Genomic DNA, 22574 nt, shown 5'->3' with positions numbered 1-22574 from the left:
GGGGCATGCCCCGGTACGAGTTCCGCTGCCGCGCCTGCGGCGACACCTTCGAGGTCAGTCGACCGATGGCCGAGGCCGGTGCGCCGGCCGGCTGTCCTCAGGGCCACGCCGACACGGTCAAGCTCCTCTCCACCGTGGCGGTCACCGGCCGTGGTGGCGGCTCCGCGACCGGTGGCGCCCCGGCGGGTCCCGCCTCCGGTGGCGGTTGTTGCGGTGGTGGCTGCGGCTGCTGACCGGACGGGCTGTCGACCAGGCGGGTTGCTGACCCAGCCGGCTGTCGACCGGGCCGGACGCGGCCCGATGTAACGGTGCGGCGCGATGATGCGCCGAGATCATTGACCCCTTGGGTCCGATATCGCCCAACCGTTCTCACGATGCGTGACCGGTTGACCATAGGGCAGCATGAACCCGACGTCAGGGGCGGAGGTGCCACGCATGTCGCCACGGATCCACCTCCCGAGCGGTTGGGTGACCTTCGTGTTCACGGACATCGAAGGGTCGACCCGGCTGGCCCAACTGCTCGGGTCGGACTATCGCCCGGTGCTCTGGGAGCATCGTCGGCTGCTGCGCGACACCCTGGCCGAGACCGACGGCGCGGAGTTGCTGACCGAGGGGGACTCGTTCTTCCTGGCCTTCCCGGACGCGTCGGCGGCGCTGACCGCCTGCCTGACCGCGCAGCGGGCGCTGTCCACCCACGACTGGCCGAACCCGGAGGCCGCCCCGAAGGTACGGATGGGGCTGCACACCGGCTACGCGGAACCCAGCGACGGTGAGTACGCCAGCCCCGAGGTGCACCGGGCCGCCCGGGTGGCGGCCGCCGCACACGGTGGACAGGTGCTCTGTTCGGCGTCGACCGCACGGCTGGCCGAGCCGTTGCCCGACGGGGCCAGCCTGATCGACCTGGGCCTGCACCGGCTCCGGGGCTTCGACGACCGGGAACGGCTGTTCCAACTCGTCGCGCCGGGGCTGGGGCGGCAGTTCCCCCGCCCGCGTACCGCCGAGGCGTTGGCGCACAACCTGCCCACCCAGGTCACCTCGTTCGTCGGCCGGGAGACCGAGCGGGTCGAGCTGGATCTGCTGATCCGCCGGCACCGGCTGGTCACGGTGGTCGGCGCGGGCGGCGCCGGTAAGACCCGACTCGCCGTCGAGGTGGCATCCGGCCAGGTGGAGGCGTACCCGGACGGGGTGTGGTTCGTCGACATCGCCACGGTCACCGACCCGGGGCTGGTGGCGTTCGCGATCGCCGCCGTGCTCGGGCCGCGCCCGGAACCGGGCCGCCCGATCCTGGACACCCTGGTGGAGTACGCGGCCGTCCGGCGGATGCTGGTGGTGCTCGACACCTGTGACGCCCAGCCGGCGGCCTGCGCCGAGGTGATCTCCCGACTACTCGCCGGTGGCAGCGGGGTGCGGGTGCTGGCCACCAGTCGGGAGGCGTTCGGTCTCCCCGGTGAGGTGGTGTGGCGGATTCCGCCGCTGGCGGTCGACCCGCAGCCGGGGCGGACCGAGAGCGATGCGGTGGCGCTGCTGCTGGACCGCACGGCGGCCGCCCGGGGTGGTCGCCCGCCGGAGTGGACGGAGGCCGCCGACCTGCGCCGGGTGGTGCAGCGGCTGGACGGGCTGCCGTTGGCGATCGAGTTGGCCGCAGCCCGGTTGCGGGTGCTCTCCGCCGGCCAGTTGGCCGCCCGGTTGGACGACATGCTGGGCACCCTCGACGCCGGGAGGGACGTCACGGAACCACCCGCCGAGCGGGGCTGGGCGGGCAACCAGCAGGACACCGTCGACCTGGTCGCCGCCGCCTTCGGACAGACGCCGCCGAGCCCGGCGCACCGGGCGGTGCAGCGGTCCGCCACCGAGCGGCACCTCACCATGCAGGCCACGGTCACCTGGTCGTACCGGACGTTGGGGCCCCGCGCGGCCCGGTTGCTGCGCTGGTTGGCGGTGTTCGCCGGGCCGGTGGATCTGGCCACGGTGGAGTGGCTGCTCGCCGAGGACCCGCTCGACCCGCTGTCGGTGCTGGTGGACAAGTCGATGGTGCTGGCCGAGCCGCACGCCTCCGGCAGCACCTACCGGATGCTCGACCCGATCCGGGCGTACGCGGCGCGGCGGCTGGTCGAGACCGGCGAGGAGCAGGGCGCCCGGGACCGGCACGTGGCCTGGGCCCAGCACGCGCTGCACCGGGCGCACCTGGGGGAGGACGGCCGCCCGGTCACCCTGTCGCTCTACGCGGTGGACCCACTCGCCCGTGAGTTGCGGGCGGCGCTGCGCTGGTCGGCCACCGGGGGCAGCGCCCGGGCCGGGCTGCGGCTGGCCGGTGGGCTGGACCAGTGGTGGCGGGAGCGGGGGCTGTCCCGGGAGGCCCGGCTGTGGCTGTTCCGGCTGTACGGGCGGATCGCCGAGACCGGCGAGGCGATCCCCGAGGCGGAGTTGGCGGCGGCGTACCACCTGCATTCGCTGCACGCGGGGGCGGACGGCGAGTTCGCCGAGGAGCTGCGGTTCTCGCAGCGGGCTGAGGCGGCGGCCCGGCAGGCCGGCGACGCGGGGCTGCTGGCCCGGGTGCTCGCCGGGCGGGCCGCACCGCTGGTCGACATGGGGCAGTTCGCCGAGGCGGAGCGGGTCTGCCGGGAGGTCATCGACTGGGCGGGCGAGCTGGAGGTCAGCGGGGACGCGCTGCTGGCCGTCTACAACCTGGCCGAGCTGCTGTGGCGGCGGGGCGCGTTGGCGGAGGCGGCGGAGCTGCTCGGGGCGGCCCGGCCGGTGGAGGCGGCCCGCCCGGTGGAGCGGGGTTGCCGATCGGTGGACATGCTGCTGGGCATGGTGGCGCTGGCCCGGCGTGACCTGGTGGCCGCGCACGACCATCTGCTGGTGGCGCTGCGGGCCCGGATGGGCCACGGCTACCACGGGCGGGCCTGCGACACGGTGAACGCGGTGGCGGTGCGGTGCGCGCTGGGTGGGGAGCCGGTGACGGCGGCCCGGCTCTTCGGCGCGGCCCAGGCCACCCGGGCCCGGTTACGGGGCACTCCGGGCATCTTCGCCTCGTACTGGCACGAGCGGCAGGCGGAGCTGCGGCGCGCCCTCGGCGACGCGGCCTTCGACGCCGCCTACGGCGAGGGTGGTGAGCTGGGCCTGGAGGAGGCGGCGGCGTTGGCGTTCGCGGTGGAGCACCCGGATCTGGCAGCGGACTCGGTCCGGTTCCGGGCCACCGGCGCGGTGACGCCCCGACCGACCGGCACGGCCACGCCCCGACCGGCCAGTGCGGTCACCCCTCGACCGGTGGGCCGCCGCGATGCGGAACGTCGGGAGGAGTGGGCCTGACCCGCCGCACCGACCGGTGGTGCGGAAGCGACACCGCGGGCCGCCGGTGGATGTGGTGCGCGCGGCATGGCGGGCGCGGGCGCCCGGCGACGCGGTCCGCGCCGCCGGACGCCCGGATGCGGGTGGGTCGGGGCGCCGGTGGGTCAGGGCGCGGGTGGGTCAGCCGCGTACGGCGGCGGCCCGCTCGGCGTCGGCCTTCATCCGGGCGGCCCGGTCGAGGTCGGCCTGCGAGACGGCGGCGACCGAGCCGAAGATGCTGACCGCCTGGTAGTACGTCCAGGCCAGGCTGGTGCAGGCCGGGCGGACGACGGAGTTGTAGGTGGCGCAGACCCGCTTCAGGTCCTCGTAGAAGGCGCTGTCCAGGCGGGTCTTGTTGGCGGAGAAGATCCCCATCGCCTTGTGGTTGCGGTAGCCGAAGTCGTGCCGGTAGCAGGACAGGTTGAAGGTGAACCCGAGCGGGTTGTCCGGGCTGGACGAGCAGTAGTCGGTGGACCAGTCGAAGCCGTAGTCCGCCCAGGCGGCCTGGTTGAGGCGGCCGGAGTTCCACGCGTTGTAGCTGCTGGCGCTGGTCTGGGTCCAACTGCTCAGCACGCTGAGCTTCTGTGCGGTGCTCACCGCGGCGGACGCGGGTGAGCCGACGCCGAGCACGCTGAGCAGTGCGAGCGTGCCGGCGGCGAGGGCGGTGGCGAGACGACGGGACACGGTTTCCTCCGCGGGATGGGCGGTACGGTGCGTCACCGGCTGGTTACCGGAATCCGATCAGTCTCGATCAATATCCCGTCGGTGGGATGTGGTGGAGGCGACGTATTGATGGCATACGTCGAAACAGACGAATGCCCCGGGTGCCGTGGCACCCGGGGCGTCCGAGGTCGATCAGCGCACCACCCGGGCCGACGAGGCGGCGCTCTCGTTCCACAGCCGGTCCAGCGCGGTCACCTGGTAGGTGTACGTCCGGCCCGGCTCAGCGGTGCCGTCCACCCAGGACTGCGGCTGCCCCGGGGTGGCCCGGACCGTGCCGACCAGGTGTGCCGCGTCGGCCCGGTCGCACCCGTCGACCCGGCCGGGCCCGTCGAACCGGTAGACCGCGTACGACGTGGCGGTGCCGAGCGGGCCCTTCCCGTCGGCCGGCTGCCGCCAGCGCAGTCGTACCCCCTCGGTGGTCCGCTCGGCCCGGGTGAGTGCCGGGCGCAGCAGCGGCTTCGCCGGCAGGTGCGCCATGGTCGGCACCAGCGCCGGACGGGAGTAGTGCGCGGCGGCGTAGCTGCTCGTCGCGCCGAGCCGGTCGGCCCGCACCTGCACGGCGGAGAAGTGCACGTTGCCGAGCACCTCCGGGTAGGCCCGGTTGAGCGTCAGGTGGTCCGACAGTTCCTGCGGGTTCATCCAGTACGTGCCGTAGGCCGGGTCGCCGCTCTTGTAGTCCGCCTGGCCGATGTAGAGCTGCACCCGGGTGCCGCGTACCGTCTGCGCCCACCAGGGCACCAGCCGGGCGTAGTCGGCGGCCGGATACTGGCCGATGTACCAGTAGAGCTGCGGCACGATGTAGTCGATCCACTCCTGCTTGACCCACCTGCGGGTGTCGGCGGAGATGATGTCGTACGACTGGCTGCCGGTGGTGTCCGAGCCGTCCGGGTCGGCGCTGGCGTTGCGCCAGATGCCGAACGGGCTCACCCCGAACTTCACCCACGGCTTGGCCGCCTTGATCCTGGTGCCCATCTCCTGGATCAGCAGGTCGATGTTGTCCCGCCGCCAGGCGGCCCGGTCGGTGAACCCCCGGTGGTACGCGGCGAACGTCGCGTCGTCCGGCACCGGGTAGGTGCCACTCGGGTACGGGTAGAAGTAGTCGTCGAAGTGCACGCCGTCGATGTCGTACCGCCCGACGGCGTCCAGCATCGCGGTCTGGACGAACTCGCGGACCTGCGGGACGCCGGGGTCGTAGTAGAGCCGGCTGCCGGCGACCCCGGCCGGCGGGTAGGCGAAGGTCCACTCCGGGTGCTGCCGGGCCGGGTGGTCCGGGGCGAGTTGCCCGAGGTCCGCGCCCGCCCCGCCGGGTGCCGGCATGGAGATCCGGTACGGGTTGAACCAGGCGTGGAACTCCAGGTTCCGCCGGTGCGACTCGGCGACCAGGAAGGCCAACGGATCCCAGCCCGGGTCCTGCCCGCGTACCCCGGTCAGGTACTCCGACCACGGCTCGTGCGGCGACGGCCAGAACGCGTCGGCGGTCGGCCGGACCTGGACCACCACCGCGTTGTGGTGCAGCCGCTGCGCCAGGTCGAGCCAGCCCCGGTATTCCGCCTGCTGGGCGGCGACCCGGTCCGACCCGGTCCGGGAGCCCGCACTCGGCCAGTCGATGTTCACCACCGACGAGATCCACATCGCCCGGAACTGCCGCTTCGGCACCGCCGGATCGACCTCGCAGACACCACCAGTTCCGGTGCCAGCGAGCCCGGCCCCGCCGGTGAAGCTGGCCCCGGCCGCGGTGGCCGCCCCGGCCGACCCACTCCAGGAGAGCCCTCCAAGCAGTGCCACCACCAGCCCGACCACACCGATCCGAGTCACTCTCATGCCGATATCCCTTCAACAGGTCCCCGGTGGCCCCCACCGCTCCCCACGAGAAAGAGATACACGTCAACCCACCCCCAGTCACCCCCTCCACCCCCGGGCCCCCGGGTCACCCCCTCCCAACCCCCGTGATCAAGAGGTTTGCGTCAGCTTTCGCGCGGCGGATGACGCAAACCTCTTGATCACCGGGCCGGGGCGGGCCGGGCCGGGGCGGGGGTGGGGTGGGGTGGGGGTGGGGTGACCGAAAGTGGTTGTGGGGGGACTGGGGGTTGATGGTGGGTGGGTGGGGGAGGGGTGATTGGCGGGGGGTCGGGGTGGGTAGCAACGCGCGGCACCGGTCGTCAGCAGGGCGATCGCGGTGGTGGGAGGGGTGAGTACGGTGTCTGTGCTGCGAACCAAACCGATCAAGGATGTGGTTGCCCAGGGCGACGCCGACGGCAGCGACGGCAGCCCCGGCCTGAAACGTCGACTCGGTGCCCGCGACCTCACCGGCTTCGGCATCGGCATCGTGATCGGCACCGGCATCTTCACCCTCACCGGCATCGAGGCACGCGACAGCGCCGGGCCGGGCGTGGTGATCTCGTTCGCCATCGCCGGGGTGGTCGCCCTGCTCGCGGCCCTCTGCTACGCCGAGCTGGCGTCCAGCGTGCCGACCGCCGGCAGCGCCTACACCTACGCGTACGCCACGATGGGCGAGATCGTCGCGTGGATCATCGGGTGGGACCTGCTGCTGGAGTTCGCGCTCGGCGCGGCGGTGGTGGCCCGGGGCTGGTCGGGTTACCTGGCCGAGCTGTTCGGCCTGCCGAGCACCTGGTTCGCCGAAGAGGGCAGCGTGGTCAATCTCGGTGCCATCGGCATCGTGCTGCTGCTCGGCGTGGTCGCCATCATCGGCATCCGCGAGTCCGCCCGGATCACCAACATCCTGGTCCTGGTGAAGGTCGCCATCTGCGTCTTCGTCGTGGTCGCCGGGCTGTTCTTCGTCAAGGCCGCCAACCTCAGCCCGTTCATCCCGCCGGCCGAGCCGGCCGGCGCCGGTGACGACGGGATCAAGCAGCCGGTCGTCCAGGCGTTCTTCGGGCTGGAGCCGTCCGTCTTCGGTTTCGTCGGGGTGCTCAGCGCCGCCGCCGTGGTCTTCTTCGCGTACACCGGGTTCGAGGCGGTGGCGAACCTGGGTGAGGAGACCAGGCGGCCCAAGCGGGACCTGACCCTGGGGCTCTTCGGCACCCTGCTGATCTCCACCGCGCTCTACATCGGCGTCTCGTTGGTCGTGGTCGGCATGGTGCCGTACGGCGAGATCGACCGGGGCGCCCCGATCGCCGCAGCCTTCAACGCGGTCGGTGCGAGCTGGGCCGGGGTGCTGGTCTCCATCGCCGCCGTCGCCGGCCTGACCAGCGTGATCCTGGTCGACCTGGTGGCCATGGGTCGGATCGGGTTCGCCATCTCCCGGGACGGGCTGATCCCGCCCGCCGTCGCCAAGATCCACCCGCGCTGGGGGACCCCGTACCGGATCTCCGCCGTGATGACGGTGGCGGTGGCGCTGCTCGCCGGATTCCTGCCGCTGTCCGCGCTGGCCGACCTGGTCAGCATCGGCGCGCTCTGCGCGTTCATGATCGTCGCCATCGCGGTGCCGATCCTGCGCCGCAGGCGCCCCGACCTGGAGCGGCCGTTCCGGGTCCCGTTCTCTCCGGTGCTGCCGATCTTCACCGCGCTGGCCTGCTTCTATCTGACGCTCAACCTGTCGATCGAGACCTGGATCAGGTTCCTCATCTGGATGGCGCTCGGCGGGATCATCTACTTCGGCTACGGCTACCGCCGCAACCGCCTGGCCACCGGCGAAGCCGAGGGCCGCGCCAAGGAGCCCGCTTCGGCCTGACCGCCCGGTCGGCTGCCGGCCACACCGTTCCCGCCGCCCGTACCCGGCCGGCGCGCACCCGGCCACACCGCACCCGGCCGGCCCGCACCCGGCCGGCCCGCACCCGGCCCCGACGCACCCGGCGGGCGTTACCTTGGCCCGCTGCACCTGGCCGACCCGGCCCCGGACGCACCCGCGTCCCGACAGGGTGGGTGCGCCCGGGGCCGGGTCGGCTGATCAGGGCTGCGGCGCGAAGCGCAGCACGTTCCAGGAGACCGCCGGCAGGCGTACGGAGCAGCGATCGCCGTCGACGTCGGCGGTGGGCAGTTCCCGGGCCGTCACCCGGTCGGGCTCGGCCTCGGTGTTGACCGCGTCCGGGTCGTCCCCGGCGGCGAGGCTGAGGTGTTGCACCGGGTGCAGCCCGGACAGGCCCCGCAGGTCGAGGTCCAGCGGGAGGTCCGCGGTGCCCCGGTTGACCGCGAACACGGTCAGCTCGCCGGACTCCTCGTCGTGCAGCGCGACGGTGTCCAGCACCGGCACGTCGCCGTACCGCTTCGTCTCGTAGCGCGGGGAGACCGGCTCGGTACGCAGCACGGTGCCCCGGGCGTAGCGGGCCGTCAGCGCGAACGGGTGGAAGATGCTCTGCCGCCAGGCCGGCCCGCCGGTGCGGGTACGGATCGGGGCGATGACGTTGGCCAACTGCGCCTGGGCGGCGACGCCGACCCGGTCGGCGTGCCGGAGCAGGGTGATCAGCAGGCTCCCGACCACCACCGCGTCGACGGCGGTGTAGTCGTCCTCGAGCAGCGCGGGTGCCTCGACCCAGCCGCGCCCGTCCAGGTCGCCCTGGACGCGGGACTGGTACCAGACGTTCCACTCGTCGAAGGAGATCTTGAGCTTGCGGGTCTGGCGCAGTCGGGCGGCCACGTGGTCGGCGGTGGCGACCACCTCGGTGATGAACTGGTCCATGTCGACGGCCGAGGCCAGGATGCTGGCCCGGTCGCCGTCGGTCGGGTCGTAGTAGGAGTGCGCGGAGATGAAATCGACGTGCTCGTAGGTGTGTTCCAGCACGGTCGCCTCCCAGGAGGCGAAGGTGGGCATGCCCCGACCGGAGCTGCCGCAGGCGACCAGGCTGATCGAGGGGTCGATCAGCTTCATCGCCCGCGCGGTCTCGGCGGCGAGCCGGCCGTACTCCTCGGCGGTCTTGTGGCCGACCTGCCACGGTCCGTCCAGTTCGTTGCCGAGGCACCACAGCCGGACCCCGTACGGCTGCTCCGCGCCGTGTGCGCGGCGCAGGTCGGACAGCTGGGTGCCGCCCGGGTGGTTGGCGTACTCCAGCAGGTCGCACGCCTCCTGGACGCCCCGGGTGCCGAGGTTGACCGCCATCATCGGCTCGACCTCGGCGGCGGCGGCCCAGGTCATGAACTCGTCGAGGCCGAACGCGTTGGTCTCGACGGTCTTCCAGGCCAGGTCCAGCCGGCGGGGGCGGTCGCCGACCGGGCCGACGCCGTCCTCCCAGCGGTAGCCGGAGACGAAGTTGCCGCCGGGGTAGCGGACCGTCGAGACGCCCAGCTCCCGGGTCAGCGCCAGCACGTCGCGGCGCAGGCCGAGCGGGTCGGCCTCGGGGTGGCCGGGCTCGTAGATCCCGCCGTACACGCAGCGGCCCAGGTGTTCGACGAAGGAGCCGAAGAGCCGTCGATCCACGGGGCCGATCGTGAAGGCCGGATCGATCGTCAACCGAGCTGTACGCACCGGGGGTGCCACCTTTCCTCGACCTGCTCCGTGACTGCGGTCACGCCCTACCCCCGCATTACTACAACGTTGTAACCAACGTTGTAAAGGGCTTGTCACGCGATACAGTCCTGAGTCGAAGGCGGGGAGGTGGCCGATCGTGCGGCACAGACTGAAGGACGTGGCCGAACGGGCCGGGGTGTCGGTCAAGACCGTGTCGAACGTGGTCAACGGCTATCAGCACGTGCGACCGGACACCCGGGCCCGGGTCGAGGCGGCCATCGCCGAACTCCGCTACCGGCCCAACCTGTCCGCCCGCAACCTGCGCAAGGGCCGCACCGGCGTGATCGCCCTCGCCGTGCCGGAACTGGACATCCCGTACTTCGCCGAACTCGCCCGGCACGTGGTCGCCGCCGCCGTCGACCACGGCTGGACCGTGCTCATCCACCCGACCGGTGGCGGCCCCGAGCAGGAACGCGTCGCCGCCGCCGGCATCGGCGACCACATGATCGACGGCCTGATCTTCAGCCCGCTGTCCCTCGACGCCGAGGACCTCACCGGCCTGGACGGCATGCCGATGGTGCTGCTCGGCGAACGGGTGGACCACGGCCTCGCCGACCACGTGGTGATCGACAACGTGACCGCCGCCCGGGAGATGACCACCCACCTGATCGGCCTCGGCCGCCGCCGGATCGCCGCCATCGGCTCACCACGCACCCCCGAGGGGGCCGGTGCCCGCCTCCGGTTGGCCGGCTACACCGCCGCCCTGACCGAGGCCGGCCTCGGGTACGACGAGAGCCTGGTCGTCCCCACCCCGGCCTGGCACCGCGCCGACGGGGCCGCCGCCATGCGCCACCTGCTCGACTCCGGGGCCCGCCCCGACGCGGTCTTCTGCTTCAACGACACCCTCGCCCTCGGTGCGCTGCGCGCCCTGCACGAGGCCGGCCGCCGGGTCCCCGGCGACGTCGCCGTCGCCGGCTTCGACGACATCGAGGACGGGCGGTTCAGCGTCCCCACCCTGACCACGGTCGCCCCGGACAAGGAACGGCTCGCCCGGCTCGCCGTCGACCTGCTCGCCGGCCGGCTGGCCGGCGACCGGGACGCGCCGCCACGGGAACTCACCGCCCCGCACCGGCTGACCCCCCGCGAGAGCACCGCCTGACCCACCTGCCGGCCCGTCAGCCCGCCGCCGCGCGGCCGGTCAGTCGAAGAAGCGGGCCAGGTGGGCCGGGGCGACGGGTGGGGCGTCGACGGGCAGCGGGGTGAGGTCGGCGAAGATGGACGCCCCGTCGCAGCCGGCGTGCAGCGGATGCCAACGCGGGGTGCCCGGCGGGCGCTGACCGCAGACCCCCTTGATCGTCTGCACGTCCAACAGCCGCACGTGGGTCGGGTCGGCCACCGCGTTGACATGCCCCCACCAGGGGCTCATCACGTGCAGCACGCCGCCCGGCCGGAGCACCCGGTGACACTCGTCCAGCAGCGGCAGGAAGTCGATCAGGTGCTCCAGGATGTGCACGGTGAAGATGACGTCGACGGAGCCGTCGGCCAGCGGCAGCGACCCGGACAGGTCCGCCACCGCGTCCACCCCGGGTGCCGGGAAGATGTCCAGCCCCAGGTTCGTCGGGTACTGCTTCTGGCCGCCGCAGCCCAGGTCCACCACCACCGGGTCCCGGCCACCGACGCGCACCCGCCCCCACACGCCGTACACCCCGGCCAGCCGGCCGACCAGCTCACGGACCAGCCGCAACTGATCCGGTTCGGCCACCTCCCCGCTCAGGTGGGCGACCCCCCGGTCGAACCGCACCTCGACCGGGAGCCCGCGCAACCGCTCGTCGTGGCGGGCCTGCTCGACCCAGGCCGCATCGAGGAACCCGTCGAGCGCCCGCAGCCGTTCGGCCGAGGGCGGTGCCTGCGCCAACGCGACCATGGCCACCTCCCGCCGGCCGTTACCCGCTCTCCGGCCCGGCACACCACCCGATCCGGTCGGTTACCGGCAACTGCCGCCCGCTCTGCTGCCCATCGCGGGCCGGTGGGACCACCACGGCCGTCCAGCCCGGTGACGGCCTTGGGCGCGGAACGCGTACCCCTCCGGTCAGCCGCCGGCGCGGCGGGTGGGCCGGCCGACGGCCCGGATGCGCTGCCGGGGCGTGTCGGCCGACTTGGGTCGCTTGAGGTGGTAGCGGTGCAACTCGTTGTGGCCCGCCAGGGACGGGTCCTCGCTCATCCCGACGAGTTCCCAACCCTGGTCACCGGCCCGGTTCAGGTGGGCCAGCGCGGTGTCGCCGTAGGCGGTCACGTCGGCCATCGAGCCGTCCGGGCCGTACCAGGAGAAGACGACCTCCCAGCTGAGGTCGGAGGCGGTCGGCTGGCGACGGCGGACCAGCAGCGCGTACTCCCATCTGAGCATGACCCATTGTCACCCCGCCGCTACCGGACGGTGCGGATCAGTCCTCGGCGATCCGCCCGGCGTCGACCCGCAGCCGCCGGTCGACGCTGACCGCTTCGAGCATCCGCCGGTCGTGGGTGACCAGCAGCAACGTCCCCGGGTAGCCGGCCAGCGCCGACTCCAGTTGCTCGATGGCCGCCAGGTCGAGGTGGTTGGTCGGCTCGTCGAGCACCAGCAGGTTGACCCCCCGGCCCTGGAGCAGCGCCAGCGCCGCCCGGGTCCGCTCGCCCGGCGACAGCGTCGCCGCCGGCCGCAGCACGTGCGCGGCCCGCAGGCCGAACTTGGCCAGCAGCGTCCGCGCATCCGCCGGCGTCATCTCGGGTACGGCGGCACCGAACGCCTCCAGCAGCGGCTGGTCGCCGAGGAACAGCCCTCGGGCCTGGTCGACCTCGCCGACCACCACCCCCGGGCCGAGCGCGGCGTGACCGGCGTCGAGCGGCAGCCGACCCAGCAGCGCACCGAGCAGGGTGGTCTTGCCGGAGCCGTTCGCCCCGGTGATCGCCACCCGGTCGGCCCAGTCGACCTGGAGGGTGACCGGGCCGAGGGTGAAGTCGCCCCGGCGGACCACCGCGTCGCGCAGCGAGGCCACCACCGCACCGGCCCGGGGTGCGGCGGCGATCTCCATCCGCAGCTCCCACTCCTTGCGCGGCTCCTCGACCACGTCGAGGCGTTCGATCAGCCGCTCGGTCTGCTTGGCCTTGGCCGCCTGCTTCTCGGTCGCCTCGGTCCGGAACTTCCGGCCGATCTTGTCGTTGTCCGGGGCCTTGCGGCGGGCGTTCTTCACCCCCTTCTCCATCCAGGCGCGCTGGGTGCGGGCGCGGGCCTCCAGCGAGGCGCGGGTGTCGGCGTACTCCTCGAAATCGGCGCGGGCGTGCCGGCGGGCCACCTCCCGCTCCTCCAGATAGGCGCCGTAGCCGCCGCCGTAGTGCCGGGTCTGCTGCTGCACGAGGTCCAGCTCCAGCACCCGGGTCACCGTCCGGGTCAGGAACTCCCGGTCGTGGCTGACCAGCACCGTGCCGGCGCGCAGCCCGGTGACGAACCGTTCCAGCCGGTCCAGGCCGGCCAGGTCCAGGTCGTTGGTGGGCTCGTCGAGCAGGAAGACGTCATACCGGCTGAGCAGCAGGGAGGCCAGGCCGGCGCGGGCCGCCTGGCCGCCGGAGAGCGCGGTCATCGGGTGGTCCAGGTCGACCGTCAGCCCCAGCTCGGCGGCGACCTGGGCGGCGCGTTCCTCCAGGTCCGCCCCGCCGAGTTCGAGCCACCGCTCCAGTGCCCCGGCGTACGCGTCGTCGGCCCCGGCCGTGCCTTCGGTGAGCGCCTCGGTGGCCGCGTCCAGCGCCGCCTGCGCGCCGGTGACTCCGGTCCGGCGGGCCAGGAAGTCGCGGACCGTCTCGCCCGCCCGCCGCTCCGGCTCCTGCGGCAGGTATCCCACCGAGGCCCCCGGCGGACTCAACGAGACGTTGCCCTCTTCCACGCCCTGCAACCCGGCGAGCGTCCGCAGCAACGTCGACTTTCCCGCTCCGTTGACCCCCACCAGTCCGACCACGTCGCCGGGGGCGACCACCAGGTCGAGGTCACTGAAGAGCATCCGCTCCCCGTGCCCGGCGGCAAGTCCTTTGACGATCATCGTGGCGCTCATGAGGCCCCGAGCCTATCGCCCGCCCATCCGGGCGAGGACGCCGCGCGGCGCGGCCCACGCCTGCCCAGGCTCCTGGCTGCGCGTCGCGGACCTCGCAGCGGGCCGACAGCCTGGCCGGATCGCCGGCTGGCGGGACCGGCGCGGTCCTCGCACGGCGGCTATGGCGACAACAACTCTCGACAAACCCATGCGGCCCTCGCGGTCGGTCGGCCCCCGGCCGCCCGCTGTCGGTCGGGTCGCCCGCCCCCGGTTGGCGAAAGGTGGGGCAGCGGCGGGATGAGCGGGGCGGGTGGGGCAAGGTGAGGGTGTGGGATTGACGCTGGCGGTGGACTGCGGTGGCGGAGGCATCAAGGGATCGGTGCTGGACGGGGGTGGCAACCTGCGGGCACCGGTGCTCCGGGTGGACACCCCCTACCCGCTGCCGCCCGAGTTGTTCGTCAAGACGCTGGTGGAGCTGGCCGGGCGGCTGCCCCGGGCGGACCGGATCACGGTGGGGATGCCGGGCATGATCCGGCACGGGGTCGTGGTGGCTACCCCGCACTACGTGACCCGGTCCGGGCCGCGCAGCCGGGTCGACCCGGATCTGCTCACCGAGTGGTCCGGGTACGACGCCCGCCGGGCGGTCACCGAGGCGTTCGGGATGCCCGCGCTGGTGCTCAACGACGCCGAGGTGCACGGCGCCGGGGTGGTCGCGGGCACCGGCTGCGAACTGGTGCTGACCCTCGGCACCGGGCTGGGCAGCGCGCTCTTCGACGGCGGGCGGCTCGCCCCGCACCTGGAGCTGTCGCACGCCCCGGTCCGCTGGGGCACCACCTACGACACGTACGTCGGGGAGCCGGAGCGGCGGCGGCTCGGCGACGCCTTCTGGTCCCGACGGATCCGGCAGGTGGTGGACGGGCTGCGGCCGGTGTTCCGCTGGGACCGGCTCTATCTCGGCGGCGGCAACTCGCGGCTGATCCGCCCCGAGCAGGTGGCCCGGATGGGCGACGACGTGGTGATCGTGCCCAACACGGCCGGAATCGTCGGTGGGGTCCGGGCCTGGCAGTTGACCGGCGAACGGGACGACCCGACCTCCTGAGCCACAAGTCCACCCCCAGGAACACTCGCGGTACGCCCGGTGTTGTGCCAGCGTCGGAGCAATGGCGACGTGACGCGAGGGGGTGGGTCGGGATGGATCTTCTGGCGGAGTACCGACGGGCGACCATGTACTTCGAGATGGGTGACCCGAGCGGAGCGGTCCGGCTGCTGGAACCGATCGTGGCGGCCGAGCCCGGCAACTCCTCCGTACGTCAGCTGCTGGCCCGGGCGTACTTCCAGACCGCCCAGCTCGGCCGCGCCGAGGAGCAGCTGCGGGAGCTGGTCGACCGGGACCCCAGCGACCACTACGCCCACCACGTGCTGGGCCGGACGCTGGAGCGGCTCAACCGCTACCCGGACGCGCTGCGGCACCTGCGCATCGCGGCGGCCATGCACTCGACCAACGACGACTACGTGACCGCGCTGCGCCGGGTGGAGAGCCGGGTCGGCAACGGTCGCTGAGTCCCTGACCACGCCGGGCCGGGGAGGGGTTCTACCCTTCCCCCGGCCCGGTTTCGCGTCTGGTCCAGGCTACTCTCGCGCCGTGCCACGCCACCTCTACGGGGCAGGCGAGATCACGACGCGGCTCGGCGTCAGCCGGCAACGAGCGCGCCAGATCATCGACCGGCCCGACTTCCCCAAGCCGTACGACCGGCTCGGGATGGGTGCTGTGTGGCTCAAGGCAGAGGTCGAAGCGTGGATTCGGGAACACCGCCCCCACCTCGGCGAGGCAGACGACGAGGAACAGCCCGCCTGAGTACGGCCGCCTGTCACCTGCACGGTGACCATGACGAGGACCGCCGCTGTGACGACGTGCTACGCCTGTGCCCCGACGAAGCCTGAGCTTCGCCCCGACCCGTGCCGGCCTACGATGGGCCTGCCATGAGGGCTGCGCAGGTGGGGGAGGCGGGATGAAGCTCAAGCTGGACCTGCACGAGATCTTCAACAAGGGCCACGACATCGACCGTGCCCTGCGCGGGATCATGGACGAGGCGGTGGCGAAGAAGGCCACCCTGGTCGAGATCATCCCTGGTAAGGGCTCCGGCCAGCTCAAGAAGAAGGTGCTGCGCTTCCTCGACCAGAAGGACGTCAAGCAGCTCTACCACCGGGTCGAGAAGGACTCCAAGAACTTCGGCCGCCTCTTCGTCCACTTCCGCTGGAAGTAGCGGCTTCATGCCCTCTGACCTGGATCCAGAGGGGTCGGAAGCAAGATCATGCCGTTTCCGGGCCGTCTGCGGGCTCCAAAGGGTCGTCGTCCTCCTGGTCCTCAACCTAGCCATGTCGATGGCTCGCCGGGTGCGGTCCTCGCTCGTTGGCAACAGGTGCGTGTAGGTCCGGAGGGTGAATCCCTGGTCCGCGTGGCCGAGGTGCGCCGAGAGGGCCTTGATGCTCTCCCCGACGTCCAGGAGCACCGAGGCGTAGGTGTGGCCGGAGCACGTGCATCCCGTTGTGCCTGTCGTCCGGTGCGCCCGTCGCCCTGATCGCGGGCTTCCAGGCACCCGAGTTCAAAGCGGCCCGCTTCGCAGGCCGCTCGCGCCGCCGACAAGGGGCCGACCCAGAGGGGTCGCCGCTCGGGACCCCGCCGCCCAGGCGCATGCACCGGCGGCACCCCGGCGGTTCCAGCCCCGCCGGCGACGCGACATGCGAAGAAGCCCCGGGCCGCCATGGTCGATGGCAGTTCCGGGGCCTCATGGATTCGAGGCATGGGTAGTGCCTCCGGCGGGGCGCTCAGGCACTCTGGGATGGTGGCACCATCCCGACAACCTCCGTCCGGGCAGAGCCGAGCAAGTGGGGCCTGGTCGGTCAAGGTTGTCTAGACGTAGGGTGCTCCACCTTGACCGGCCAGGCCCCACCCACTCCACGGTGTGCGGACGAAGGCCGACGGATGGCCGGGAGGCGAAGGGGGCAGTCGCCGTGTGATGGCAGGCTTGACGCTTTAACCATGATGGACACATGCCTCGCCGTCTTCAGCAGAAGCGTGCACCACTCAGGAACGCTGGCTGCCCGGCTCAAGTGGATGCGGGTCCCCAGCGAAGCGAGTTTCTCGCGCAAGTGCTAGGGCCGGTTCTAGCAGGAATCCCAATCCTGATGGCCGGAGCGAAGGTGCTGCTGATGGCAAACGGGAACGATGCGACGTTGGGCGCCCTGCTGTCGACGTTGAATATCTCCGCTCTGCTGCTCTCGACATATCTAACTAGTTTCCCGCTGTTGCTTATAGCGCTTCCGGGAGCTTTTCTGGTCTACAAGTATGGCGTCCGGGGCGACTCGGCGGCGGTCGAAGGTAGGCGTCGGCATGGGTTAATGATGCTTCCCTTGGTCGGAGTCAGTTTTCTACTTACGCCTACTTCGGTCGACTACCTTCTCCAGCAGTTCGCCGTCGCAGCTGTCTTTCTCATGCTGGCATTCTCGCGCCTGTTCTTGGAGGTTGCTGAATGGCCGCTTCCGCAAATGGGCCCCTTGGACCTAAATGCTCTAAAGTCCTGGCTGGCAAAGCATATGGAGGTCGTCGCAGTTGCGTATGTGACGTTCGTGTTGGTGGCTGCTCCCCTGCTGGTCAATCCTCTTCGAGAAATGTGGTTACCGGCAGCAAAAATTGAGGTGGAGGGGTACGGTGCCGGTACCGGCTGGATCCTGGCTGAAGATGATCACACCACGCAAATTCTGTGGGCAGACAGCACGGTGGTGAGATTTCCGTCAGCTCAGCTTAAGAAGGTTGAGTTTTGCCGCCGAGGGCAGAGCGGGGGCAGGGTGGAAGGGCGGCCTCTAGTGCTCGTGCTGTTTTCGAGAAATCCGGGGAAGCAGCTCGATTGCCCATAGGCAATGGACCCGTCACTGAAGTGCTTCCATAGCTGCGTGCAACTTGGTTCATGCCTCGTGTTGGTCGGTATGCTCGGATGCGTGAATTCCGACGCCGGCTCGCCCCATCGTTGGGTAGTCGAACTCTGCTCCGGTGGGTGATGGGCTGGCGGCCGATATGTGCAGCGAAGAAGACGGGCGTCTTAACTTCGTAATTCTGTCCAAGGCCGCGCTGGCCGAGCAGCGGTACGTCAGAGTGTTGGGCATGCGCCGATCGATGCCGAGAGCGTGGTCGTGCTGATAGCGAGGATTCCGGTCGATGTCGTAGTCGGTGTACGCGGTGGTAAGCCGTGGCCGCCGGTGCGCCAGGGAAGTAAAGTAACCGACCGGACCAAGAGGGCCGCTCGTACGCTGGCTGAACGCGTCTGCCGGGCCGCCTTGCCGGCAGTCACACCGAAGAGGTCGCTGTACCGAAGGCTCGGGCAAGATCATGCCGTTCGCAGGCCGTCAGAATGGGGCTAATGCTGACCATGGTTGACCACTCATGCCAGGTATAGCGGCAGGCCAGAGCCGCAGTCATGCCATTTGATCGACTGTGGCTCCGACCTGGATCAATTCTGCTGGAAATGACGGGTCCTAGAAGGACCGGTATACCTCTCTGCGGTGGGCGATTCGCACGACTGCGATCAGAACCTGGTCGTCCAGGATCAGGTAGACGATCCGAAAATCACCTACCCGGATCCGCCACTTGGTATCGCCACCGGACAGTTTCACGCAGCCAGCGGGCCGAGGGTCAACTGCCAGCTGATCGATCGCGGCACCGATGCGGACCTGGGTGGAGCGGTCGAGCTTGGCCAGTTCGCGCGCCGCAGCATTGGTGAGCTCCACCTTTCACATCACAGGTCGAGCTCCCGCTTGACCGCGCTCCACGGCTGCGTCGACTCACCAGCACGCATCGACGCCAGTGCGTCGTCGCATGCCTGGGCGTCCTCCTCGTTGATCACCTGTTCCATGATCTCGTCAAGCTGCGCGAGCTGCTCGCGAGCCCAGGTCCGCAGCGCGGGCGTCCGGTTCGGGTTCCCGGCCACCGTTTCCAGGTACTGCCCGATCTTCTCAAGACCCTGCGGATCGAGCGACGTCGGTGGCCCCATCGCTGCCACCCGCTGCCCCTGGCGAGTCAGGTAGACGACGTTTCCTTCCTCGGCCGCCTCGACAGCTTCAGGCGGCGGACCGGCATGAGGCGGAACCTCATATTCGAACGCGTGTGCGGCGGCCATGAAGCTCATGGTAGCGCTGGACGGTCTCGGAGCCGGACAATCAGCTGAGGCGGTGTCGGCCCCAACTCGTCAAAGGTGAGCAGGTCGGGCGGGTGGCCCCGATCCCACATCAGCACTGTCAGAGGTCCAGGACGGCGACCGTCTCCCCGTCGCTCTGCTCGCCGGTCGGCCGGAAGCCCAGCTTGAGATAGAAGTCCTCCGGCCCACCCTCCCGGGGCACCCAGGTGACGTACGCCCGGTCGCCGCCCCGGGCACGGATCTCCGCGCACACCGCCTCGACGGCGAACCGCCCGTAACCCTTCCCCTGGGCATCGGCCGCGATGTTGAGCCGCCAGAGGCCGGACCGGATGTCATCGGGGTTGTCGCCCCACGCGTAGTCGAGGAAGGCCATCAGGAAGCCGACCAGCCGGTCGCCGTCGAAGATCAGCCTCGGCCAGGCGATGTCCGGGAAGACGTACGCCTCGGCCAGCGACTTGACCACCGGCCCGACCAGATCCTCCTGATCCGGGCGCACCGACAGCCCGAGCGCCGCCTCGTAGTTCTCCGGGGTGACCTTCTCCAGCCGCATGCTGCGGACCGTAGTCCGCCCCGCCGGCCCCGGCGACCGGTTATCCGGGCCATCCGGGGCACCCCACCCTGTTCAGGCTGCCGACAGTTTCCGTACGACGTACTGGTTGAGGCTCATTCCGTCCTCTGCGGCGTGGGTGGCCAGCTCGCGGTGCAGGCTTTCGCCGACGCGCACGTTGAACTTGCCCGAATAGCTCCGTTCGGCAAACGGCTCCGGTACTTCCTCGCCCTGCTCTTCCATGTCCGCGACCACCTCACGCAGCAGGTTCTGGAGCCCTTGCAGGGCGTCGATCTGGGAGGGAGCCAGCCAGGACAGCGAGGGAAACTCGGCACAGGTGGCGACGAACTCGTTGTCCTGGGCCGACCACGTGACGCGGCAGGTGTAGTGGCTCACCTCGGGACCAACGTTCTGCATCACATGGCCTCCTTCTTCTCGATCGCCTTGAGGACCTGCCGTACCTGGTAGGCCTTGGCCTTGCCCTTGTCGTTCTGAATGTTCACGCGTGGGTCTCCGGCCCAGGGCATCTTGAACACCGCGTGAGAGGTGCCGTCCTGCCGGGGCTCTCCGAAGTAGTGCTCGCACACCCGCTTGAGATCGTTGTAGGAGACGCCCTGCGGGTTGGTCCGCATCGCTTCCATGATCCGAGTCACTGAGGGCACACGTTCGATGGTACTACCAGTAGCGCTACAGGCCAATGCGTCAGAACGGATACGTGCGGGCCACCGCCAGCATCTCCGAGGTGTGCGACCCCACCACCCCCACCCCCGCCGGCCTGGGCCGGAAGCCCGGCAACGCGTCCAACCCGTCACTGGCGTCCATCGCCCGCAGCGATACCTGCCCCGCCCGGGGCCGCATGGTCAGGGTGATCTCGACCCCCTCGGCAGGCGGGGCGTGGAACACGATCCCGAAACCCCACCGGTCGAGCGACGCCTCCTCGACGGTCGGCTGCCGCCCGACCGGCACCTCCCGACCGGCCACCTCCGCCCGGGTCACCTCGGCGGTGGTCGCGTCCACGTGCAGGGTGGTCAGCCGGACCGTGCGCTGGGGGAGCAGCCGCAACCGCAGGGTGCGCAGCCCACCGGCGGTGGTGTCCGCCAGCACCTGCACCGTCGGCGCGGGCAGGTTCGCCGCCGGTGCCGGGCCGGTACGCAGGTCGGTCCCGCCCAGGCCGGGGAAGCCGGCGAGCGCGGCCGGCCCGTCGACGTACCCGTCGGTCCAGGGCTGCGGGTCCGCCTCCCGGCTGATCCACCGGGCGGTGCCGGTGCCGGCGTCGAGGGCGTACATCAGGTGGGTGGGGACGGGGTGGGCGGCGTCGAAACGGTCGACTGCCAGGCCGACCCCGGCGAACACCGTGGCGGCGAGCGCGGCGGCGACGGCCGGCAGCGCGCCGAGGCGGCGGGCACGGGCGGCGACCAGGCCGCGCTGGCCGCCGGCCGCCGGGTGCAGCAGGTCGAGCACCGGCAGCGCGGCCAGCCCCAGCAGCACCGCGAACAGCGCCGCCACCCCACCCATCGCCATCCCCAGCGCGGGGAAGAGCAGCACCACCGTGGGCAGCAGGATCACCACGGCGACCGCCCCGGCCAGGGTCACCGCGACCACCGGCCACGGGCCGTCGATCCGGGTGCGCAGCGCCACCAGGCCGGCGAGCGCGCCGGCCAGCGCCGGCAGGGTGGCCAGGTACGCCCCACCGGGCACCAGCGCGGCCAGCACCACCCCGAGCAGGGCCAGCCAGCCGAGCCCGCCGACGGCCAGCGCCGCCGGGCCGGCCCAGCGGCGGGCCAGCGCGTACCAGGCGAGCAGGATCGTGGCGGCGAGCGCGACCACCGCCAACCGGTACCAGACCGGCCGGTACGGGTCGAGCAGTTCGGCGTAGCCGGGGCGCAGCGCGGTGATCCCCGCCCAGAGCAGTTGGGCGGCGACCGGGGCGGCCACGATCGGCACCACCGCCAGCCCGAAACCGGCGACCAGGCGACCGGTCCCGGCCCGGCCGGTGCGCCGGACCAGCCAACCCAGGGCGAGCGCCCCGAGCACCGCCAGGGCGGCCAGCGGCCAGGTCAGCCAGCCGGGGTAGCGGACCAGCCCGCCCGGCACCGGGAAGTAGGTGGCGTCGTGCCCGGCGCGCAGCGCCGTCAGGTCGGCGCGGCCGAACTCCCGGGCCAGCCCGAGCGCGTTGTCGCCGTGCATCTGGAGGCTGCCCCGATCCATCGCCGCCGGGGTGTCCAGCGGGGTGTGGTAGATCGCGCCCCCGTCGATGTAGGCCGAGTTCAGCCCGACGAAGTCGTGGTCGAGGAAGGCCGTGAAGTCGGTGTCGTTGGGCAGCGCCCGATAGATCTCCACGGCGAACGAGGTGCCCACCGGGTGCGGGGCGCCCCGGCCGAAGGCGGCCACCAACTCGGCGTTGTTCCGGGACGTCTCGAACATGATCACCGGCCCGGTGGAACCCCGGGCCTCCAGGTTGAGCACCACCCCGCCGCCGGCGGCGAGCGGGTGGCTGGCCGCGAACGCCGCCGCGCCGCACAGGCACGCCTCCTCGGCGTCGGTCAGCACGAACAGGACGTCGTTGCGGGGGCGGGGGCCGGCGGTCAGCGCGCGGGCCACCTCCAGCACGGTGGAGGTGCCGGCCGCGTCGTCGTTGCCACCCGGGCCGGTCTGCACCGAGTCGTAGTGCGCCACCAGGAAGACCCGGCCGGTGGAGGCGGTGCCGGGCAGCCGGGCCACCACGTTGCGCACCCGGGCGACGGTGGCCCCGCCGGCCGCCCCGCTGAGCTGCCCGGCCTCCGGGGCGACGGTGTCCTGCACCTCGGTCTGCAGGCCCAGCCCGCGCAGCGCCCCGACCAGGTGCTCGCGGACCTGGTCGTTGGCGGCACTGCCGGCGGGGTGCGGCCGGGCCGCCACCGTCTGCACGGTCCGGTAGGCCCTCCCGGCGCTGAACTCGTCGGCCGGGGCGTCGGTCGGCCGGGGCGTCGGGGTGGCCAGCGTGACCAGCATGACCGCGCCCACCGCGACCAGCGCCGACAGGGCGGCCAGGGCGGCGAGCGGACGACGCCGGGGCCGGGTCAGCGCCCGGTCGGCGGCGGAGGCGGGGGGTACGCCCACGGGGACTCCTCGGAGGTGGTGCGGGGGTGGTGCACCATCCTGCCCCGGCGGGCAGCGCCCGGGGCGTACCGGGACCGAACCGTGACGCGGGCCGCTGACCGGACGCTCACCTGGTGACGGCCTTGCCCGGGTACGCCCGGACCGGGCGGACCGTGTTGTGTGCGACCGTTGTCTAATACAGGATCAGCAGGGCACTCGGAAGGAGCCCGACATCACCAGCGAACTCC

At 71.8% G+C, this 22574-nt stretch carries 20 protein-coding genes and 1 pseudogene; 9 read left to right on the top strand and 12 right to left on the bottom strand.

Features of this window, described 5'->3' with window-relative positions; genetic code table 11:
• Nucleotides 1-5: 5 nt before the first annotated feature.
• Complete coding sequence (locus ACQP1S_RS28630; protein ID WP_357896884.1) at nucleotides 6-233, top strand: FmdB family zinc ribbon protein; 228 nt, start codon at nucleotides 6-8, stop codon at nucleotides 231-233.
• A 202-nt stretch (nucleotides 234-435) separates the two neighbouring features.
• Entirely contained in the window at nucleotides 436-3312 is a 2877-nt protein-coding gene (locus ACQP1S_RS28625) for an ATP-binding protein (protein ID WP_432900838.1), read from the top strand.
• Nucleotides 3313-3471: 159 nt separating this feature from the next.
• Here the strand turns inward: ACQP1S_RS28625 and ACQP1S_RS28620 are convergent, their stop codons facing one another.
• Both ACQP1S_RS28620 and ACQP1S_RS28615 read right to left on the bottom strand, forming a co-directional pair.
• Complete coding sequence (locus tag ACQP1S_RS28620) at nucleotides 3472-4014, bottom strand: phospholipase (protein ID WP_432900836.1); 543 nt, start codon at nucleotides 4012-4014, stop codon at nucleotides 3472-3474.
• 171 nt (nucleotides 4015-4185) lie between these two features.
• Nucleotides 4186-5874, bottom strand: a complete 1689-nt coding sequence (locus ACQP1S_RS28615; protein WP_432900834.1) for a family 10 glycosylhydrolase — start codon at nucleotides 5872-5874, stop codon at nucleotides 4186-4188.
• Nucleotides 5875-6250: 376 nt separating this feature from the next.
• On the opposite strand from ACQP1S_RS28615, the gene ACQP1S_RS28610 reads away from it, so the two are divergent.
• Complete coding sequence (locus tag ACQP1S_RS28610) at nucleotides 6251-7744, top strand: amino acid permease (RefSeq protein ID WP_432900832.1); 1494 nt, start codon at nucleotides 6251-6253, stop codon at nucleotides 7742-7744.
• 216 nt (nucleotides 7745-7960) lie between these two features.
• Here the strand turns inward: ACQP1S_RS28610 and ACQP1S_RS28605 are convergent, their stop codons facing one another.
• Nucleotides 7961-9472, bottom strand: a complete 1512-nt coding sequence (locus ACQP1S_RS28605; RefSeq protein WP_432900830.1) for an alpha-N-arabinofuranosidase — start codon at nucleotides 9470-9472, stop codon at nucleotides 7961-7963.
• A 139-nt stretch (nucleotides 9473-9611) separates the two neighbouring features.
• On the opposite strand from ACQP1S_RS28605, the gene ACQP1S_RS28600 reads away from it, so the two are divergent.
• Entirely contained in the window at nucleotides 9612-10613 is a 1002-nt protein-coding gene (locus tag ACQP1S_RS28600) for a LacI family DNA-binding transcriptional regulator (RefSeq protein ID WP_432900828.1), read from the top strand.
• A 39-nt stretch (nucleotides 10614-10652) separates the two neighbouring features.
• Here the strand turns inward: ACQP1S_RS28600 and ACQP1S_RS28595 are convergent, their stop codons facing one another.
• The 3 genes and pseudogenes from ACQP1S_RS28595 to ACQP1S_RS28585 form a co-directional block, all read right to left on the bottom strand.
• Complete coding sequence (locus tag ACQP1S_RS28595) at nucleotides 10653-11378, bottom strand: methyltransferase domain-containing protein (RefSeq protein ID WP_357778960.1); 726 nt, start codon at nucleotides 11376-11378, stop codon at nucleotides 10653-10655.
• A 228-nt stretch (nucleotides 11379-11606) separates the two neighbouring features.
• Nucleotides 11607-11858 (bottom strand): annotated as a pseudogene (locus ACQP1S_RS28590) (hypothetical protein); the annotation flags it as partial.
• Between the two features lie 37 nt (nucleotides 11859-11895).
• Nucleotides 11896-13533, bottom strand: a complete 1638-nt coding sequence (locus ACQP1S_RS28585) for an ABC-F family ATP-binding cassette domain-containing protein (protein WP_432900826.1) — start codon at nucleotides 13531-13533, stop codon at nucleotides 11896-11898.
• Between the two features lie 307 nt (nucleotides 13534-13840).
• On the opposite strand from ACQP1S_RS28585, the gene ACQP1S_RS28580 reads away from it, so the two are divergent.
• The 5 genes from ACQP1S_RS28580 (at nucleotide 13841) to ACQP1S_RS28560 (ending at nucleotide 17427) form a co-directional block, all read left to right on the top strand.
• The gene (locus ACQP1S_RS28580; RefSeq protein WP_432900824.1) at nucleotides 13841-14611 is read left to right on the top strand and encodes an ROK family protein; all 771 of its coding nucleotides are present in this window, start codon (nucleotides 13841-13843) and stop codon (nucleotides 14609-14611) included.
• Nucleotides 14612-14703: 92 nt separating this feature from the next.
• Complete coding sequence (locus ACQP1S_RS28575; protein ID WP_088644718.1) at nucleotides 14704-15072, top strand: tetratricopeptide repeat protein; 369 nt, start codon at nucleotides 14704-14706, stop codon at nucleotides 15070-15072.
• Nucleotides 15073-15154: 82 nt separating this feature from the next.
• Nucleotides 15155-15367: a helix-turn-helix transcriptional regulator gene (locus ACQP1S_RS28570; protein ID WP_091242277.1), complete on the top strand. Its 213-nt coding sequence runs from the start codon at nucleotides 15155-15157 to the stop codon at nucleotides 15365-15367.
• A 154-nt stretch (nucleotides 15368-15521) separates the two neighbouring features.
• Complete coding sequence (locus tag ACQP1S_RS28565) at nucleotides 15522-15776, top strand: Smr/MutS family protein (RefSeq protein WP_091242274.1); 255 nt, start codon at nucleotides 15522-15524, stop codon at nucleotides 15774-15776.
• Between the two features lie 922 nt (nucleotides 15777-16698).
• Nucleotides 16699-17427 carry a hypothetical protein gene (locus ACQP1S_RS28560; RefSeq protein WP_432900821.1) on the top strand — a complete coding sequence of 243 codons (729 nt, stop codon included), beginning with the start codon at nucleotides 16699-16701 and terminating at the stop codon, nucleotides 17425-17427.
• Nucleotides 17428-18042: 615 nt separating this feature from the next.
• Here the strand turns inward: ACQP1S_RS28560 and ACQP1S_RS28555 are convergent.
• The 6 genes from ACQP1S_RS28555 to ACQP1S_RS28530 form a co-directional block, all read right to left on the bottom strand.
• Nucleotides 18043-18294, bottom strand: coding sequence for a type II toxin-antitoxin system RelE family toxin (locus ACQP1S_RS28555; RefSeq protein ID WP_432900819.1), 252 nt, complete (start codon nucleotides 18292-18294; stop codon nucleotides 18043-18045).
• 8 nt (nucleotides 18295-18302) lie between these two features.
• On the bottom strand, nucleotides 18303-18683 hold the full coding sequence (locus ACQP1S_RS28550) for a hypothetical protein (RefSeq protein ID WP_363665889.1): 381 nt from the start codon (nucleotides 18681-18683) through the stop codon (nucleotides 18303-18305).
• Nucleotides 18684-18801: 118 nt separating this feature from the next.
• Complete coding sequence (locus ACQP1S_RS28545) at nucleotides 18802-19251, bottom strand: GNAT family N-acetyltransferase (RefSeq protein WP_432900817.1); 450 nt, start codon at nucleotides 19249-19251, stop codon at nucleotides 18802-18804.
• A 72-nt stretch (nucleotides 19252-19323) separates the two neighbouring features.
• Nucleotides 19324-19665: a type II toxin-antitoxin system HicB family antitoxin gene (locus tag ACQP1S_RS28540; RefSeq protein ID WP_432908399.1), complete on the bottom strand. Its 342-nt coding sequence runs from the start codon at nucleotides 19663-19665 to the stop codon at nucleotides 19324-19326.
• Nucleotides 19665-19880: a toxin HicA gene (locus ACQP1S_RS28535; protein WP_432900815.1), complete on the bottom strand. Its 216-nt coding sequence runs from the start codon at nucleotides 19878-19880 to the stop codon at nucleotides 19665-19667. Before ACQP1S_RS28535 ends, ACQP1S_RS28540 begins: the two co-directional genes overlap by 1 nt.
• Before the next feature lie 70 nt (nucleotides 19881-19950).
• Complete coding sequence (locus ACQP1S_RS28530) at nucleotides 19951-22347, bottom strand: M28 family peptidase (RefSeq protein ID WP_432900813.1); 2397 nt, start codon at nucleotides 22345-22347, stop codon at nucleotides 19951-19953.
• Between the last annotated feature and the right edge of the window lie 227 nt (nucleotides 22348-22574).

This window comes from Micromonospora matsumotoense (assembly GCF_050951065.1).
In the GTDB taxonomy this organism is placed as follows: domain Bacteria; phylum Actinomycetota; class Actinomycetes; order Mycobacteriales; family Micromonosporaceae; genus Micromonospora; species Micromonospora matsumotoensis.
The sequence above is the reverse complement of the archived record's forward strand: the minus strand, read 5'-3'. Positions and strand labels throughout refer to the sequence as shown.